This is a genomic window from Streptomyces sp. NPDC058274, assembly GCF_042881375.1.
Classification (GTDB): Bacteria; Actinomycetota; Actinomycetes; order Streptomycetales; family Streptomycetaceae; genus Streptomyces.
Genome location: NZ_JBHVXW010000016.1, coordinates 59701 through 74661 on the forward strand (window position 1 = coordinate 59701; position 14961 = coordinate 74661).

The following is a 14961-nucleotide window of genomic DNA, read 5'->3' on the forward strand; positions in this document are numbered from 1 at the left end:
CCCCGTTCCGGCCGGGCTGCGGGGCGCCGGCTGATCGTCACAGCTGATCCACAACTCCGCTGGACCCCGGAATTCCGGGGTCCAGCGGGATTAGGCTCGCGCGCAACGGCCACTCAGGTCGTTGCACGGCCGCTGAGTGGGGGAACACCGAGCATGCGCGCACTGCGAATACTTCTGATCGTCGTCGTGATCCTGGGCGGCCTCTTCGTGATCGCGGACCGCGTGGCCGTCGGTTTCGCCGAGGACAAGGCGGCCGAGAAGATCAAGACCAGCGAGGGGCTGACCAACACCCCCGACGTCTCCATCGAGGGCTTCCCCTTCCTCACCCAGGTCGCCGGCGGCGAGCTGGACGACGTGAAGATCGGCATCAAGGACTACGAGGCGTCGACCGGCGGCACCGCCGCGGCCACCGACAAGATCCGCATCGACGATCTGAGCGCCGAGATGCACGGCGTCGTCTTCAGCGGCGACTACAGCTCCGCGACCGCCAACAGCGCCACCGGCACGGCGACCATCGCGTACGACGAGCTGCTGAAGACCGCCAAGTCCGAGCCCATCGACCTCGGACTCGGCGTCACCGCCGAGGTGACCGGCCTGTCGGACGGCGGCAACGGCAAGATCAAGGTCGCGGTCGAGATCAGCAGGGGCGGCACGAAGCTGCCGAAGCCTGTCTACGTGCTGAGCTCGGTCACGGTCGACGGGGACACCATCAACGTGCACGCCGACGAGATCCCCAAGAAGGTGGACGTCATGGGCATCTCGGTGCCGCTGCCCGAGTCGCTGGTCCGCAATGTCACCGACTTCCAGCAGAAGATCGACGAACTGCCCGGCGGCATCCAGCTCGACAAGGTCGAGGCGGCCAAGAACGGTGTGGAGATCTCCGTGAAGGGTTCGGACGTCAAGCTGGTCGGGTAGGAAGGGCCGGGTCGGGGCGCCGACGGGCGGGCCGGGGAACGGCGCCTGTCCGAGGAGCGAGACGACCCCGTCCGTACCGCAGATGGACGGAAGATCGTGACCCGCGACACGGGCGCCCGGAAACCCTGCGGGTAGGGCCCGTTGGGCATCTCGTCCCACATCGCGGACGATCGCATCTCATTATGCGACACGCCGGTGACATGTCCGGCTGTCTCTCCCTACGATCGAGGCATGAAGCGACAGGCGGATCTCACGAAGCGGCGGGCAGTCGACCTGTGCCGCGTCGCCGCCATGCTCTGTCGCACCTTCTGAGCGGAATCGTCGTTATTCCGCATTCCGGGCCCTCGGACTCTTCTGCCGGGGCCACCTGCGCCGTGTACGCCACCCGCAGCCGTCAGCGCCGGCCGCGTACCCGCACCTCTCTCTACCGCACATCCCCGCCGTAACTGCCCCGGAGGAGAACGAGCATGAGCCGCAGCGACGTCCTGGTAGACGCCGACTGGGTCCAGGCACACCTGGACGACCCGAGCGTGGCCATCGTCGAGGTCGACGAGGACACGTCCGCGTACGAGAAGAACCACATCAAGAACGCCATCCGGATCGACTGGACCAAGGACCTCCAGGACCCGGTCCGCCGTGACTTCATCGACCAGGAGGGCTTCGAGAAGCTCCTCTCGGCCAAGGGCATCGGCAACGACACGCTGGTCGTCCTCTACGGCGGCAACAACAACTGGTTCGCCTCGTACGCCTACTGGTACTTCAAGCTCTACGGCCACGAGAACGTGAAGCTTCTCGACGGCGGCCGCAAGAAGTGGGAGCTCGACTCCCGCGACCTGGTCGTCGAGGTGCCCGAGCGCGCCGCGACCGACTACAAGGCCAAGGCCCAGAACACCGCGATCCGCGCCTTCCGCGACGACGTCGTGGCGGCCATCGGCTCGCAGAACCTGGTCGACGTGCGCTCGCCCGACGAGTTCAGCGGCAAGCTGCTCGCGCCGGCCCACCTGCCGCAGGAGCAGTCGCAGCGCCCGGGCCACGTCCCGTCCGCCCGCAACATCCCGTGGTCGAAGAACGCCAACGACGACGGCACCTTCAAGTCGGACGACGAGCTCAAGGAGCTCTACGCCGAGGAGCAGGTCGACCTGGCCAAGGACACCATCGCGTACTGCCGCATCGGTGAGCGTTCCGCGCTCACCTGGTTCGTGCTGCACGAGCTGCTCGGTGTGGAGAACGTCAAGAACTACGACGGCTCCTGGACCGAGTACGGCTCCCTGGTCGGCGTGCCGATCGAGCTCGGCGCCAACAAGTAATCCGCGGCCTCCGCGACCCCTCATCACCCGAAGGACAGAACTTATGTGTGGAGCGAAGGCCGGCGGCCCCGACGCCTCGACGATCAAGCCCGGTGAGACCACCATCCAGGGCCAGGTGACCCGCGACGGCGAGCCCGTCACCGGGTACGTCCGCCTCCTGGACTCGACGGGCGAGTTCACCGCCGAGGTCCCGACCTCGGCGACCGGACAGTTCCGCTTCTACGCGGCGGAGGGCACCTGGACCGTCCGGGCCCTGGTGCCCGGCGGCACCGCGGACCGTACGGTCGTCGCGCAGACGGGCGGCCTCGCGGAGGTCGCGATCGCCGTCTGAGGCACCACATGAACGGCTGAAGGGCCGCACCCCCGGGGGTTGGACGCTTACCGGATCGGGGTGCGGCCCTTCTCTGCCGTGTACGGGCCTTCCTGCCGTGTACGGGCCTGCGCCGCCGCCGTGTCGTCCGGGGCCGCGGCGACCTACGCTGGAGGCATGTACGCGCGACGGCGCCACGTTTACTTCGCCATGATGGGGACGTGCATCGGCCTCTTCGTCCTGGCCTGGGGAGTCGTGCGGATCTGGTCGGTTCCCGTGGCCGTCGGGATGTGTGTGGTCGCCATGGTGATCCCCCCGGTGGCCGCGATGGTGGCCAACCGGCGCGGTCCCGACGACCGCTGGTGGGACGACCCGTCCGGTGACCCCAAGTCCGACGACTGGTGGGACGAGCTGGACGGCAAAAAGCGGCGATAGCCGCAGCCGTAGCCGTAGGTTGTAGCCGTCTCGCCGGGCAGCGGTCAGTACACGAGCGCCTGGGTCCCGTCGGCCGTCACTTCCTGCACGAACACCTGGGCTCCGGCGATGCGGACGCCGGTGAGGACATCGGCCTCGGTGATCTCACGGCGGGCCGCGCACTGGGTGCACAGGGTGATCCGGCCACCCGACAGGATCGAGTCGATCAGGTCGGGCAGCGGGGCGGCGTGCGGGAGCTCGAAGGCGGCGGCGCGGCCCGGAAGCGCGAACCACGAGGACTCGCCGGTCAGCCACAGGGAGACATCGACGCCGCTGGCCACGGCCACCGCCGCGACGGTGAACGCCTGCGAACAGCGTTCGGGGGCCTCGGCCCCCGCGGTCACCTTGATCACGAGCTTCTTCGCCATGCCCGAATGGTAGTCCGAATCGTGATCAACTCTCGTGCAACCCAAGGCGCCCACCACAGGTCTCCTGTGCGCGCGGATACGGAATCCGCGATTCACGTTCTGTGGGGGGACGTCTTGGAAGTATCGGAAGCGCCCGAAGTGGCCGAAGCGTCGGTTGTGCCGGAAGTGCCGGTGGCGCCGAACGGGCCCGGAGAGGATGCGCCGAGCGCGTCCGGGGAGCCCGCCGCGCGGGTGCGCCGGCGGGGGCGTACGACCCTGCTGATCGCCACGGCCGCCGTGCTGGGCCTGGTCGCCGGCACCTGCGCCGGCTATCTGGTCCAGGCCGACCGCGAGCCGACGAAGCTGCCGTCGCTCTCGCAGCCGGCCGTCGCGCAGGCGAAGGGCAAGGGGCCCGAGCCGCTGGCCGCCGCGCAGGACCGCCGGATCAGGACCGACGGCGATCTGCGCAAGCTGCTGCTGAAGCGGCCGAAGGGGGCGCAGGATGCCGCGTACTCCGAGGGCACGGACGGCTGGATGGACCTCGCCGAGTACGCCGACACCTACAACAAGCCCGCTGTCGCCTTCGACGAGCTCGCCGGCGAGGGTTTCCGGCGCGCGGCCGTCACCTCCTGGAGGGTGGGCAGCACGTACAGCGTGACGATCCGGCTCGTGCAGTATCACCAGGAGGAGAGCCTCGCCGCCTCCAGCGAGGCGAACGAGGAGCAGGTGTTCACCAGCACCGAGCCCGACACCGACAGCTGGACCGTCCCCGGCACGACCGACGGTTCGGCGTACGTGCACAACAGGCCCAAGCAGAAGGCCGGTTACCTCCCCGCGTACTCGGCGGCAGCGCATGCCTGGCGCGGTGACATCGCCGTACAGGTCTGGATCGACGACACCAAGCCGGTTCCCAAGGCGAAGATCATGGACCTGGCCAAGCGGCAGATGGAGCGGCTGTGAGCGAGCAACCCACGAATCAGTCGCCGTCGAGTCAGTCGCCGACGGATCACTCGCCGTCGAGTCAGCCGTCGCCGGATCAGCAGCCCGTGGACCAGCCGGCCGGGACCTCCGCACCGGAGACCGCACTCACCGGCACGGCCGAGTACGCCGGACCGGGGACCGCGGCGGAGCCCAGGCCGGAGGCCGCGCCGAGGAAGCCCGTCCGTCGTGGTCGTGTCGTCGCGATCGCCGGTTCCGTGCTGCTGGCCGCCGCCGTCATCGGCGGCGCCGGCTACACCGTCGTCACCGTCGACGGCGCGGACCGTGACGCGGGCGCGCCCGTGTGGCGTTTCCCGGAGGCCGCGAAGGACGACGGTGACAAGGCCGAATCCGCCTCGGGACTCAGCGGCGTACTCGTGCCGTATGACAAGGACGGCTGGACCCGGGGCCCGGACATCGCCGAGTTCGGTTCCGACGCCTCGCTCAGCGGCCGGCAGGCCACCGCGCTGCGCAAGGAGTCGCTGAGTGACCTGCCCCGCTCCCAGCGGCTGCAGCTGGAGAAGCAGATCGACAAGCAGCACATCAAGGGCATGGCGATGCGCAGCTACCTGACCACGTCGTACCGGGGCGACTCCTCCACGGTGAGCTTCGTGCTCTCCCAGATGGAGGACAAGGCGGCGGTCCGGGGCATGTCGTCGTTCCAGAACGAGTTCTTCGACGCCCTCAAGATCTTCCGCAAGGGTCCGAAGATCGAGGGCCACAAGAACGCCGAATGCTTCCTGCCGCCGAAGGACGCGGACGAGAAGCTCGACGCCATGGTCTGCTCCGCCTACGAGGGTGACGTGCTGGTCAGCGCGACCGCGTACGGGACGAAGCCACTGGACACCAAGAGGGTCGCGCAGCTGCTCCGTGAGCAGCTCGACCGCATCAGCGAGCCGGGTGAGGCGGTATGACCGAGCAGACCGAGCAGCAGGCGCCGGACAGCATCGAGCGGGCCGAGCAGCAGACGCCGGACAGCACGGCGCCCGCGCCCGCGCCGGTGCCTGCCGACGTGCAGTCCGCCCTGCCCGCCCCGCCGCCGATGCCCGAGGCGCCGCCCGCAGCGCCGCCAGTGAAGAAGGACCGCCGGGTGCTGCGGGCCGTACTGCGCTGGAGCGCCGCGGTCGTGGTCTTCGCGGCGGTCGGCACGTCGGCCGCGTACGGCATCACGCGGATGGAGCGCACCGACGTACCGGGTCTGCAGACGCAGGCGGACGGGCGCTGGGACTACCCGGAGATCGTCAGGCCGCCGCTGCCCGCCGGCCGCCCGGGTCCCTTCGCCGAGGGGAACGCGGCCGGGGCCCACTACGCCGACCTGCGCGAACTCGTCCTGCCCGCCCCCGAGGGCGCGCGGGCCGACAAGGGGCTGCGCGGCACGGACGGCTGGCTGGCGAAGAAGGACTTCCTGGCGGCGTACGGGGCCAGGAACGACCGGGAGACCCTCGGGCAGCTGCTGACCGACTACGGGCTGCGGCACATCGCGGCGCGCGGCTGGACCACGCAGGACGGCACGCACACCAGCGTCTACCTGCTCCAGTTCGACACCGCCGCCGTCGTCGACGAACTGGAAGCCGAGGAGATCGCGAGCTACGACTCCCCGGAGTACCCGCTGCGCGGCGCCGCCGAGGCCCATCTGGACGAGCACTTCCCCGCGGAGGCACAGCTCGACGACGTGCACCACACGGCGTACGACGAGGCCAGGCCGTACGGCGCCGCACAGGTCCGGCAGGCGTACGTGACCGCGGGGGACACCCTCGCGCTGATCGTGCAGTCCCGGAAGGGCAGCACGCAGGCGGTGCCGTTCCAGCAGACGGTGGTCCTGCAGAGCCAGCTGCTGGGCTGACGGTCCCGCAGGGCGCACCTCACGGAGAGAGCCGGGTCCCGGGCCACTAAGCTGGGACCCGGCTCTTTAGTACCGATCACCCGCTCAATCGAGGAGCACCCCGTGCTTGAAGGATTCTTCGAAGCCCTGCTCGTCCTGGTCTGCGTCGGCGTTCTCGCCTTCACCGCCCTGGCCGTGAAGAAGCTCTACCAGGGCCAGCGCTGACCTCACGACGTCCCTGACCCTTCCCGACGTCCCCCACGCCCCCGACGAAAAGCTGCTCATGATCGAGATCCCGTCCGACCTCCACAAGGACCTCGTCCCGCTCGCCTTCCTGCTCGGCACCTGGGCCGGCGCGGGCGTGCACGACTTCCCCGGCTCCGAGAAGTGCAACTTCGGGCAGGAGGTCACCTTCAGCCACGACGGCCGGGACTTCCTGGAGTACCACTCGCACACCTGGGTGCTCGACGCCGACGGGAACAAGGTCAGGCCGCTGGAGACCGAGTCCGGCTTCTGGCGCATCGACGGCACCCGCAAGGTCGAGGTCGTCATGACCCGCGACGACGGTGTCGTCGAGATCTGGTACGGCGACCTGGCCGACAAGAAGCCGCAGATCGACCTGGTCACGGACGCCGTGGCGCGTACCGCGGCCTCCGGTCCGTACACCGGCGGCAAGCGTCTGTACGGGTATGTGAAGAGCGATCTCATGTGGGTCGGCGAGAAGCAGACCCCCGAGGTCGAGCTGCGGCCCTACATGTCCGCGCACCTGAAGAAGGTCGTCACCCCGGAGGACGTGGAGCGCTGGGCCAAGGCCCTCCCGGACGACATGCCGGACGACGGGATCGCTTTCTTCAAGTAGTCCTAGACTTTCGGGTGTGGTGAGCACCGAAAGCACTGACTGGAAGAGCGACCTGCGGCAGCGCGGCTACCGGCTGACGCCGCAGCGGCAGCTTGTGCTCGAAGCCGTGGACACCCTTGAGCACGCGACCCCCGACGACATCCTCGTGGAAGTGAGGAAGACCGCGTCGGGGGTCAACATCTCCACGGTCTACCGGACGCTGGAGCTGCTGGAGGAACTGGGCCTGGTCAGCCACGCCCACCTCGGGCACGGCGCCCCGACCTACCACCTGGCCGACCGGCACCATCACATCCACCTGGTCTGCCGGGACTGCACGAACGTCATCGAGGCCGACATCGAGGTGGCCGCCGACTTCACCGCCAAGCTGCGCGAGACCTTCGGGTTCGACACGGACATGAAGCACTTCGCGATCTTCGGGCGCTGCAAGAGCTGCTCCCTCAAGACTTCAACTACCAAGTCGTAGGCTTAGGCGTATGAAGAGCCCCCTGCTGTCCCTGCCCGGCGCCGTCCCCGCCGAAGGGGTGGACGAAGGCGTCGCCGCCCACTACGGCGACCTGTTCCGTGAACAGCGCGCCCTCGCCGAGGGCACCGGATTCGTCGACCTCTCGCACCGCGGGGTCGTCGCCGTCCTTGGCCCGGACCGCCTCAGCTGGCTGCATCTGCTGCTCACCCAGCACGTCAGCGACCTGCCGGCCGGCCACGCCACCGAGGCGCTGATCCTCTCCGCCAACGGCCACATCGAGCACGCGCTGTACCTCGTCGACGACGGCGAGACGGTGTGGATGCACACCGAGCCGGACACCCAGGACGCGCTGATCGCGTACCTGGAGTCCATGAAGTTCTTCTACCGCGTCGAAGTCGCCGACCGCACCGGCGAGTTCGCGGTCGTGCACCTGCCGGCCGGGTCCATCGCCGAGATCCCCGCGGACGCCGTCGTCCGCGAGACGCCGTACGGGCGTGATCTCTTCCTGCCGCGCGCGGACCTGGAATCGTTCGCACAGGACACCGAGAAGCACGGCCCGGCCGTCGGCCTGCTCGGCTACGAGGCCCTGCGGGTCGAGCAGCACCGGCCCCGGCTCGGCTTCGAGACCGACCACCGCACCATCCCGCACGAGCTGGGCTGGATCGGCAGCGCGGTGCACCTCCAGAAGGGCTGCTACCGGGGCCAGGAGACGGTCGCCCGGGTGCAGAACCTGGGCAAGCCCCCGCGCCGGCTCGTCTTCCTGCACCTGGACGGCAGCGAGGTGCATCTGCCGCCGCACGGCACCGAGCTGCGCCTCGCGGCCGACGGCCCGGACGGCCGCAAGATCGGCTTCGTGACGACGGCCGTACGCCACCACGAGCTGGGGCCGATCGCCCTCGCCCTGGTGAAGCGGAACGTGCCGCTGGACGCGCCGCTCCTCGCCGACACGACGGCCGCGGCCCAGGAAGTCGTCGTAGAGCCGTAGGCCGGGTCCGGAGCGGGCGTCACATCTCCAGCAGGACCGTGAACGGGCCGTCGTTCGTCAGAGCGACGCGCATCTGCGCACCGAACCGGCCGGTGGCCACCGTGGCGCCCAGCGAGCGGAGTTGGGCGACCACCTCGTCGACGAGGGGCTCGGCGACCTCGCCGGGGGCCGCCGCGTTCCAGGTGGGGCGGCGGCCCTTGCGGGCATCGCCGTACAGCGTGAACTGGCTGATCACCAGCAGCGGTGCGTCGATGTCCGAGCAGGACCGCTCGTCGCTCAGCATGCGAACCGACCAGAGCTTGCGGGCGAGTTGGGCCGCCTTCTCCTTGGTGTCGTCATGGGTGACGCCCACCAGGACGCACAGCCCCTCGCCGCTGATCTCGCCGACCGTCTCGCCCGCCACGACGACGCTCGCGCCGTCCACTCTCTGCACCACCGCACGCATGGCGCCCATCATGCCGTGCGGTCCCTTCGCATGATTTCCGGGGTCCCGAACCCCCCATCTGGGGCCGATCGGGGGCACTCGGTCACATAGCGGGCCCTTGGGGTGGCACCATGCCTGTACCGCGAGGCTCAACGCGGTGGACCGCACCGGTCGAGGGGACGGTAGACGCACATGAGCACACCGAGTACCGGGCGACCGCCCGGGTCCGTGTCACTGACCCGGACGAGCCCGCGTGCGGGCGCCCGAGGCATGGGCGTCCCGCACCGGGCACCCGTGCAGCGCACCGACAGTCCGCTGGCCGTCGATCCGCCGGAGCCCGACCTGGCCGTGCTGGGGCTGCCCCAGCTGCGCACCCTGCGCCGGGACGCCCAGCGGGACGAGGCCGACCTCAGCTATCTGCGGCGGCTGCTCCAGGGGCGTATCGACATCCTGCGGGCCGAGCTCGCGCGCCGCAGGGGCGGTGGCCGGGGCTTCGCGGCGCCCGCCGGACTCCTCCCCGAGCCGTCGCTCGTCGACCGGCTCCCGGAGATCCTCACGGACGCGCCCGCCCGGCACCGCTCGTCCGCCCGGCATGTGACGGTGGGCACTCCGCACGGCGAGGAGTACCGGCGGCTGGCCACCGACATGCTCGCCGAGGTCGAGCTCTCCGACCTGGAAGCCCGTACGGACGAGGAGCTGAACGCCGGAATGGGCCGCCTCGTGCGCTACGAGCAGCAGGTTTCCCGGCGCCGCCAGCGGCTCCAGCACACCGCCGACGACTGCAGCGCGGAGATCGCCCGCAGGTACCGCGAGGGAGAAGCACAAGTCGACGACCTGCTCATGTGACAGGGGCGGCCGCCCCTGTCCGGACCGGAGGCCGGCATCCGGACCCCCGCTCCTCGAACGCCGGAGGGGCTGGGTTTCAGCCCGTCCGGCGTGTGAGGACGAGCGCGCAAGCGCGATGACGGGGGTCTGGGGGCGAAGCGCCCAGGTACCGGACGGGCAGGGGTGGCGGGGCGAGAAAAACCGCACGACACCCCCGCCGTCGTCCACCTAGCGTGGTCGCATGACCTCCCGCGATGCCATCGACGTACGACCGATCACCGAGACCGAGATCCCGGACTGGATCCGCGCGCTGAACACGGGGTTCCTGCGGTCACCGGCCGTGTCGGAGCGGGAGATCGCGGACCGGGGCTCGTACATCGTGCCGGACCGCACGCTCGGTGCCTTCGACGGCGACCGGTGTGTGGCGACCTTCCGGTCGTTCCCGCAGGAGCTCACCGCGGTCGGCGGCGCCCCCGTCCCCGCCGACGCCATCTCGAATGTGACCGTCACCGCCACCCACCGCCGCCGGGGCCTCCTCACCCGCATGATGGCCACCGACCTCGCGGCCGCGAAGGAGCGCGGGGACGTGGTGGCGACGCTGATCGCCGCCGAGTACCCGATCTACGGCCGGTACGGCTTCGGGCCCGCGACCACCGCCGTCGAGTGGACCGTCGAGGTGCCGAGGACGGGTCTGGACCGCCGCTGGTCGGGCCCGGCCGACGGCGGCCGTATCGACCTGGTGGAAGGCGAGGACGTACGCAAGGCCGGCCCCGGTCTGCACGAGCGGCTGCGCCGCGTCCAGCCCGGCGCCGTCAGCCGGGACGAGCGCTGGTGGCAGGCCAACACCGGCGCGCTGACCCTGGACCGCGCGCCGTGGACCGAGCCCTTCTACGCTGTGTACCGCTCGGCGGACGGCGAGATCGAGGGCCTGGTCTCGTACGAGTCGGACGACAACTGGGGTGCGGTGAAGCAGCCGCTCAACACGGCCACGGTGAACTGGCTGATCGCGGTGACGCCGGCCGCCGAGCGCGCCCTGTGGCAGTACCTCTGCTCGATCGACTGGATCGCCGGGGTCAAGACCGGCTGGCGGGCCCCGGACGACCTGATGCCGCACTTCCTGCCCGACCCCCGCGCCGCCCGTCTCACCACGCAGGCGGACTGGCTGTGGGTGCGGATCCTGGACGTCGTACGGGCTCTGGAGGCGCGTACGTACGGGGTGTCCGGGGCGTTGGTGCTCGAGGTCACCGACCGGGACGGGCTGTCCGCCGGGCGGTACCGGCTGGACGCGGGACCGGACGGCGCGTCCTGTGCGCCGACCGCTCAGGACGCCGAACTCACGCTGGACGTAGGTGAGTTGGCGTCCCTGTGGCTGGGCGACGAGTCGGCGGTGCGACGGGCCGCCCTCGGCCGGGTGCGGGAAGAACGAGCGGGCGCCGCCTCCGTTGCCGACGCCCTGCTGCGTACGTCCAGGCGACCGTGGTGCCCGGACATCTTCTGACCTCCCGGGTCTGGCCTTGTGGCTCCGACCTCCCGGGTCCGGCCTCCTGGGGCTGATGTCTCCTTTCGGGATCCGGAGTGGATGGCTGTCCTTGCGTATCCGTAGCGATTCAGTTGTTGTGCGTGCGCCCGCGCACGGGTGCGGTGGGCGCGGTGGTGCGACCGGCCGGGCTCCCGGCTCCCCTCCGGAGGAGAGCCCGGCCAGCCGGACTGCCGGACGGGCGTCCGATCAGCCGGACTGGGCGAGCAGCATCACGAGGATCACGGCCCCGATGCCGCTGATCACGGTGTTCTTGGCTTTGAGGCCGATGGACAGGGCGACGAACGCGATGATGCCCATCGGTCCGTACTTCCACTGGATGAGCTGCTCGAATCCGATGGCGAGTGCGGCGACGGCGAGGGCGATGAGCGGCATAACGGTCCCTCCTTCGGGACGTCTGTGGGACGCCTTCGGGATGGGGATGTGGATCCCCCCGATGAGGGCCGGTCACCCGGGTGCCGACGGAGCTGCCCGGGATGGCCAACCACTCTGAAGCTTGACCATGTTGCTCAAGTTGGTAACCAACTCCAACTGAGTTATCTCCGCTTGGATGCGTCTCATAACCACCTTCCTGGTAACTGCCCAAAGATGGCCCGAAGTTGTAGTGTTTGGTCGTGGACCCGGAACACGCCCCCGTCAATGGGCGGAAGAGGTTACAAGGGCCTCAGAGGTCGCATCGCGAGGTGGCCGAGGAGCTGCGCACCCGGATCAGGTCCGGGGTGCTGCGGCCGGGGCAGCGCATGCCGACCCAGGCCAAGCTGGCCGACGAGTTCGGCGTCGAGCGCGGGGCCGTCCGCCAGGCGCTGCGCATCCTGCAGTCGGAACACCTGCTCGCCAATGTGTCCAAGGGGAGCCCGGCGATCGTCGCCCCTGACCCGGGGCGTGTCCAGGCGGGCGCCGCGGCACCTCCGCAGCCCACGATGGTCGGGCTGGCACCCCGCATCACGGCCGCCTTCGCGACCCCCCACGTGGCGATCGACGCCCTGTGCCTGACCTCGGTGTCGCTCACGCTCGCCATGAGCGAGCCGTTGCGCCAGATCCACGCGGGGCGCATAAAACCGGCCAAGGTCGACGTCCGGGTGCTGCTGCCCGGCCGGGACATCGATCTCGCCTTTCCGTCCCGGGTGGACGACACGGGCGACGACCGGCTGCAGCGCCGCTGGCTGGCCCAGCGCAACGCCCAGGGGCAGGTGCTGAAGCACAACCTGCTGGCGCTGCGCTCCTCGCACGGCATCGACGTGCACGTCACGTTCCGGGCGCTGCCGTTCACCCCGCCCGTGAAGCTGTACCTGCTCAACGAGGCGGAGGCGCTCTTCGCGTACTACACGCTGACGAAGCGGAACGCGGAGATCGACCACGAGTATCTGGAGATGTACGACGCGGAGGGCACCCAGTCGATGCTCTTCGCGTTCGAGCAGGGCGCCGGGCTGCGGGACACGACGTTCGTGGAACAGTCGCATCTGTGGTTCAACGCGCTGTGGGAGACCATCAGTTCGGAACTGCGGTTCACGGACTGAGGTTCACGGACTGAGGTTCACGAACTGAGGTCTCGTTTCAGGGGCCGGGGGCCCGGACTCACAGGGCCGGCGCGGCGACCAACAGGGCCAGGACGACGGCCCCGATCGAGCTGCACATGGGGCTCTTCGCCTTGATGCCGATGGTGAGCAGCAGCAGTCCGACGATGCCCATGGGGCCGTACTGCCACTGGACGGTCTGCTCGAAGCCGACGACGAAGACGGTGGAGAGGAGGGCGAGGGCCGGCATGGTGGTTCCTCCTTCGGGGGCGGGTGTGCGCGGGGGCGGGCGAGGTGCTGTCTGCATGGGGCTACTACCTGCGGACGGTGTGCGAGAGGAAGCAAAACTTCCGCCAACTCGCTGAAGTTGGCGACCAACTATGCTTAAGTTGTCCCCACTTGGCAGCTACTCATAAACAACTTTCAAACAACTCCCCATAGATGGGCGAGAGTTGTAGCGTTTGGTTGTGACCCAGGAGAACGTTGCAGTGAACGGCGACAGAAAGCGCTCACCCCAGGAGATCGCCGACGCCCTGCGCGGCCGGATCAACGACGGCCGGCTCAAGGCCGGTGACCGGCTGCCCACCCAGGCGGAACTGGCCGAGGAGTTCGGCGTCGAGCGCGGCACCGTCCGCCAGGCGCTGCGCGCCCTCCAGGACGACGGTCTGCTGAGCAACGTCAGCAAGGGGAGCCCGCCGCGGATCGCCGAGGCGTCCCCGGGCCTGGAGGTCCCCCAGCCCACGATGGTGGGGCTCGCCCCCCGGCTGGCCGAGGCGTTCGCGGTCCCGAACGTCCGGGTGGACGCGGCCTGTCTGACCGCCGAGACCCTGATGCTCGCCCTCGGAGAACCGGTCCGGCTCATCCACGAGGGCCGTATCCGCCCGAAGTCCATCGACGTACGGATCCTGCTGCCGAGCCGGGAGATCAACCTCGCCTTCCCGGTGCCCGTCGAGAGCCGCGAGGAGGGCGGCCCGGATCCCGTCCACCGGCGCTGGCTGGACCAGCGCGACGCGCAGGTGCGGGTGCTGCGGCACAACCTCTGGGCGCTGCGCGCCTCGCACGGCATCGAGGTGCACGTGACCTTCCGCGCGCTGCCCTTCACCCCGCCGGTGAAGCTGTATCTCCTCAACGGCGTCGAGGCGCTGATCGCGTATTACATGGTCACCAAGCGCGAGGAGGAGGTGGGCAGCGGGAAGCTGGAGATGTACGACGCCCTCGGCGGCAAGTCCCTGCTCTTCTCCTTCGAACGGCGAGCGGGCCGGCGGGACGCCGCGTTCGTGGAGGAATCCCAGAAGTGGTTCGACGCCCTCTGGGAAACCATCACGACGGACCTGACACTCTCCTAGTGACTTCTGATGCGGCGAAGCAGACTGTTCGTGTGACGGAAGAGACCGAATCCCTCAGGGAGTTGATCGAGAGAGCACGATTCGTGCTGTTCGATTTCGACGGCCCGATCTGTGGGCTCTTCGCGGGCCACAAGGCGGAGCGGGTCGCGAGCGACCTGGTGCAGTGGCTCGAAGGGCGGGGACTGCGTGGCCTGTTGACGGAGAAGGAGCGGGAGTCGCTGGATCCGCACAAGGTCCTGCGCGCCGTCGACCGCCGGCACTCCGGCAGCGACCTGGTGGCGGAGCTGGAGGAACGGCTCACCCAGGAGGAACTGCGCGCCACCGGCTCGGCGATGCCCACGCCGTACGCGGATCCGCTGGTCCGCACCTGGACGGCGGTCGGTGCGCGGCTCGCCATCGCCACGAACAACTCCCCGCGGGTGGTCCGCACGTACCTCGCGACCCGCGGTCTCACTCCGTGCTTCGCCCCCCACATCTACGGCCGCACCCAGGACCTCCACCTGCTCAAGCCGAACCCCCACTGCCTGCACCGGGCCCTCAACGCGCTCGGCGCCGCCCCCAGCGCCGCCCTGATGATCGGCGACACCCCGTCGGACTTCCTGGCGGCTCGGGAGGCTGGGGTTCCGTTTCTGGGCTACGCGCGTAACGAGCGGAAGGAGAAGGCCCTGCGGGAAGCCGGGGCGGGGATGATGGTGGGGTCGCTGGAGCTTGTGCTGCAGACACTTCGGGGGTAGCCGAGGGCGGCTGGGGGGTGGCGGAGCCAGATCGACGGACTGGTCCGGGCCACGGCCTTGTTCCGTCCCCATCTGGAACCTGGGCACGGAGGAAGGCCAGGGCTCCTTCCGGAACCCGGAA

General features: G+C 69.7%; 20 protein-coding genes. 16 read left to right on the forward strand and 4 right to left on the reverse strand.

The window, feature by feature from the left end; translation table 11 throughout:
• Positions 1-153 precede the first annotated feature (153 nt).
• The 5 genes from ACFVYF_RS27020 to ACFVYF_RS27040 all read left to right on the forward strand — a co-directional run bounded on the left by ACFVYF_RS27020 (position 154) and on the right by ACFVYF_RS27040 (position 2967).
• Entirely contained in the window at positions 154-915 is a 762-nt protein-coding gene (locus ACFVYF_RS27020; RefSeq protein ID WP_389459434.1) for a DUF2993 domain-containing protein, read from the forward strand.
• A 231-nt stretch (positions 916-1146) separates the two neighbouring features.
• Positions 1147-1227, forward strand: coding sequence for a putative leader peptide (locus ACFVYF_RS27025; protein WP_350310325.1), 81 nt, complete (start codon positions 1147-1149; stop codon positions 1225-1227).
• Positions 1228-1382: 155 nt separating this feature from the next.
• A complete protein-coding gene (locus ACFVYF_RS27030; RefSeq protein ID WP_383276719.1) occupies positions 1383-2222 on the forward strand; it encodes a sulfurtransferase in 840 nt (279 codons plus the stop codon).
• Between the two features lie 43 nt (positions 2223-2265).
• Positions 2266-2553, forward strand: a complete 288-nt coding sequence (locus ACFVYF_RS27035) for a DUF1416 domain-containing protein (protein WP_054232391.1) — start codon at positions 2266-2268, stop codon at positions 2551-2553.
• A 156-nt stretch (positions 2554-2709) separates the two neighbouring features.
• Complete coding sequence (locus tag ACFVYF_RS27040) at positions 2710-2967, forward strand: DUF3099 domain-containing protein (RefSeq protein ID WP_383276723.1); 258 nt, start codon at positions 2710-2712, stop codon at positions 2965-2967.
• A 44-nt stretch (positions 2968-3011) separates the two neighbouring features.
• Here the strand turns inward: ACFVYF_RS27040 and ACFVYF_RS27045 are convergent, their stop codons facing one another.
• Complete coding sequence (locus ACFVYF_RS27045; protein WP_389459436.1) at positions 3012-3374, reverse strand: DsrE family protein; 363 nt, start codon at positions 3372-3374, stop codon at positions 3012-3014.
• A gap of 171 nt (positions 3375-3545) precedes the next feature.
• On the opposite strand from ACFVYF_RS27045, the gene ACFVYF_RS27050 reads away from it, so the two are divergent.
• From ACFVYF_RS27050 to ACFVYF_RS27075, 6 genes are all read left to right on the forward strand, one after another.
• Entirely contained in the window at positions 3546-4313 is a 768-nt protein-coding gene (locus ACFVYF_RS27050) for a hypothetical protein (RefSeq protein WP_389459437.1), read from the forward strand.
• An 86-nt stretch (positions 4314-4399) separates the two neighbouring features.
• Positions 4400-5245, forward strand: a complete 846-nt coding sequence (locus ACFVYF_RS27055) for a hypothetical protein (RefSeq protein WP_389459439.1) — start codon at positions 4400-4402, stop codon at positions 5243-5245.
• Complete coding sequence (locus ACFVYF_RS27060) at positions 5242-6174, forward strand: hypothetical protein (protein ID WP_389459440.1); 933 nt, start codon at positions 5242-5244, stop codon at positions 6172-6174. The genes ACFVYF_RS27055 and ACFVYF_RS27060 overlap by 4 nt, the downstream gene beginning before the upstream one ends.
• Before the next feature lie 262 nt (positions 6175-6436).
• Positions 6437-7012, forward strand: a complete 576-nt coding sequence (locus ACFVYF_RS27065) for an FABP family protein (protein WP_389459442.1) — start codon at positions 6437-6439, stop codon at positions 7010-7012.
• A gap of 16 nt (positions 7013-7028) precedes the next feature.
• Complete coding sequence (locus tag ACFVYF_RS27070) at positions 7029-7475, forward strand: Fur family transcriptional regulator (RefSeq protein ID WP_389459443.1); 447 nt, start codon at positions 7029-7031, stop codon at positions 7473-7475.
• 10 nt (positions 7476-7485) lie between these two features.
• Positions 7486-8460, forward strand: a complete 975-nt coding sequence (locus ACFVYF_RS27075; RefSeq protein ID WP_389459446.1) for a YgfZ/GcvT domain-containing protein — start codon at positions 7486-7488, stop codon at positions 8458-8460.
• 19 nt (positions 8461-8479) lie between these two features.
• Here the strand turns inward: ACFVYF_RS27075 and dtd are convergent, their stop codons facing one another.
• Positions 8480-8905, reverse strand: coding sequence for a D-aminoacyl-tRNA deacylase (gene dtd, locus ACFVYF_RS27080; RefSeq protein ID WP_383276746.1), 426 nt, complete (start codon positions 8903-8905; stop codon positions 8480-8482).
• A gap of 171 nt (positions 8906-9076) precedes the next feature.
• On the opposite strand from dtd, the gene ACFVYF_RS27085 reads away from it, so the two are divergent.
• Both ACFVYF_RS27085 and ACFVYF_RS27090 read left to right on the forward strand, forming a co-directional pair.
• A complete protein-coding gene (locus ACFVYF_RS27085; protein WP_389459447.1) occupies positions 9077-9730 on the forward strand; it encodes an AmfC protein in 654 nt (217 codons plus the stop codon).
• 220 nt (positions 9731-9950) lie between these two features.
• Entirely contained in the window at positions 9951-11207 is a 1257-nt protein-coding gene (locus ACFVYF_RS27090; RefSeq protein ID WP_389459449.1) for a GNAT family N-acetyltransferase, read from the forward strand.
• A gap of 228 nt (positions 11208-11435) precedes the next feature.
• Here ACFVYF_RS27090 and ACFVYF_RS27095 read toward each other — a convergent pair whose 3' ends face one another.
• Entirely contained in the window at positions 11436-11621 is a 186-nt protein-coding gene (locus ACFVYF_RS27095; protein WP_388884309.1) for a hypothetical protein, read from the reverse strand.
• 233 nt (positions 11622-11854) lie between these two features.
• Between ACFVYF_RS27095 and ACFVYF_RS27100 the strand changes: the two genes are divergently transcribed.
• A complete protein-coding gene (locus ACFVYF_RS27100; protein ID WP_389459451.1) occupies positions 11855-12763 on the forward strand; it encodes a GntR family transcriptional regulator in 909 nt (302 codons plus the stop codon).
• A 58-nt stretch (positions 12764-12821) separates the two neighbouring features.
• On the opposite strand, the gene ACFVYF_RS27105 is transcribed toward ACFVYF_RS27100, so the two are convergent.
• Entirely contained in the window at positions 12822-13010 is a 189-nt protein-coding gene (locus ACFVYF_RS27105; protein WP_383276761.1) for a hypothetical protein, read from the reverse strand.
• Between the two features lie 211 nt (positions 13011-13221).
• Here ACFVYF_RS27105 and ACFVYF_RS27110 point away from each other — a divergent pair, with 211 nt between their 5' ends.
• Together ACFVYF_RS27110 and ACFVYF_RS27115 are read left to right on the forward strand one after the other, a co-directional pair.
• Entirely contained in the window at positions 13222-14106 is an 885-nt protein-coding gene (locus tag ACFVYF_RS27110) for a GntR family transcriptional regulator (RefSeq protein ID WP_389459453.1), read from the forward strand.
• A 32-nt stretch (positions 14107-14138) separates the two neighbouring features.
• Complete coding sequence (locus tag ACFVYF_RS27115) at positions 14139-14840, forward strand: HAD family hydrolase (protein ID WP_389459454.1); 702 nt, start codon at positions 14139-14141, stop codon at positions 14838-14840.
• The last annotated feature ends 121 nt before the right edge of the window (positions 14841-14961 follow it).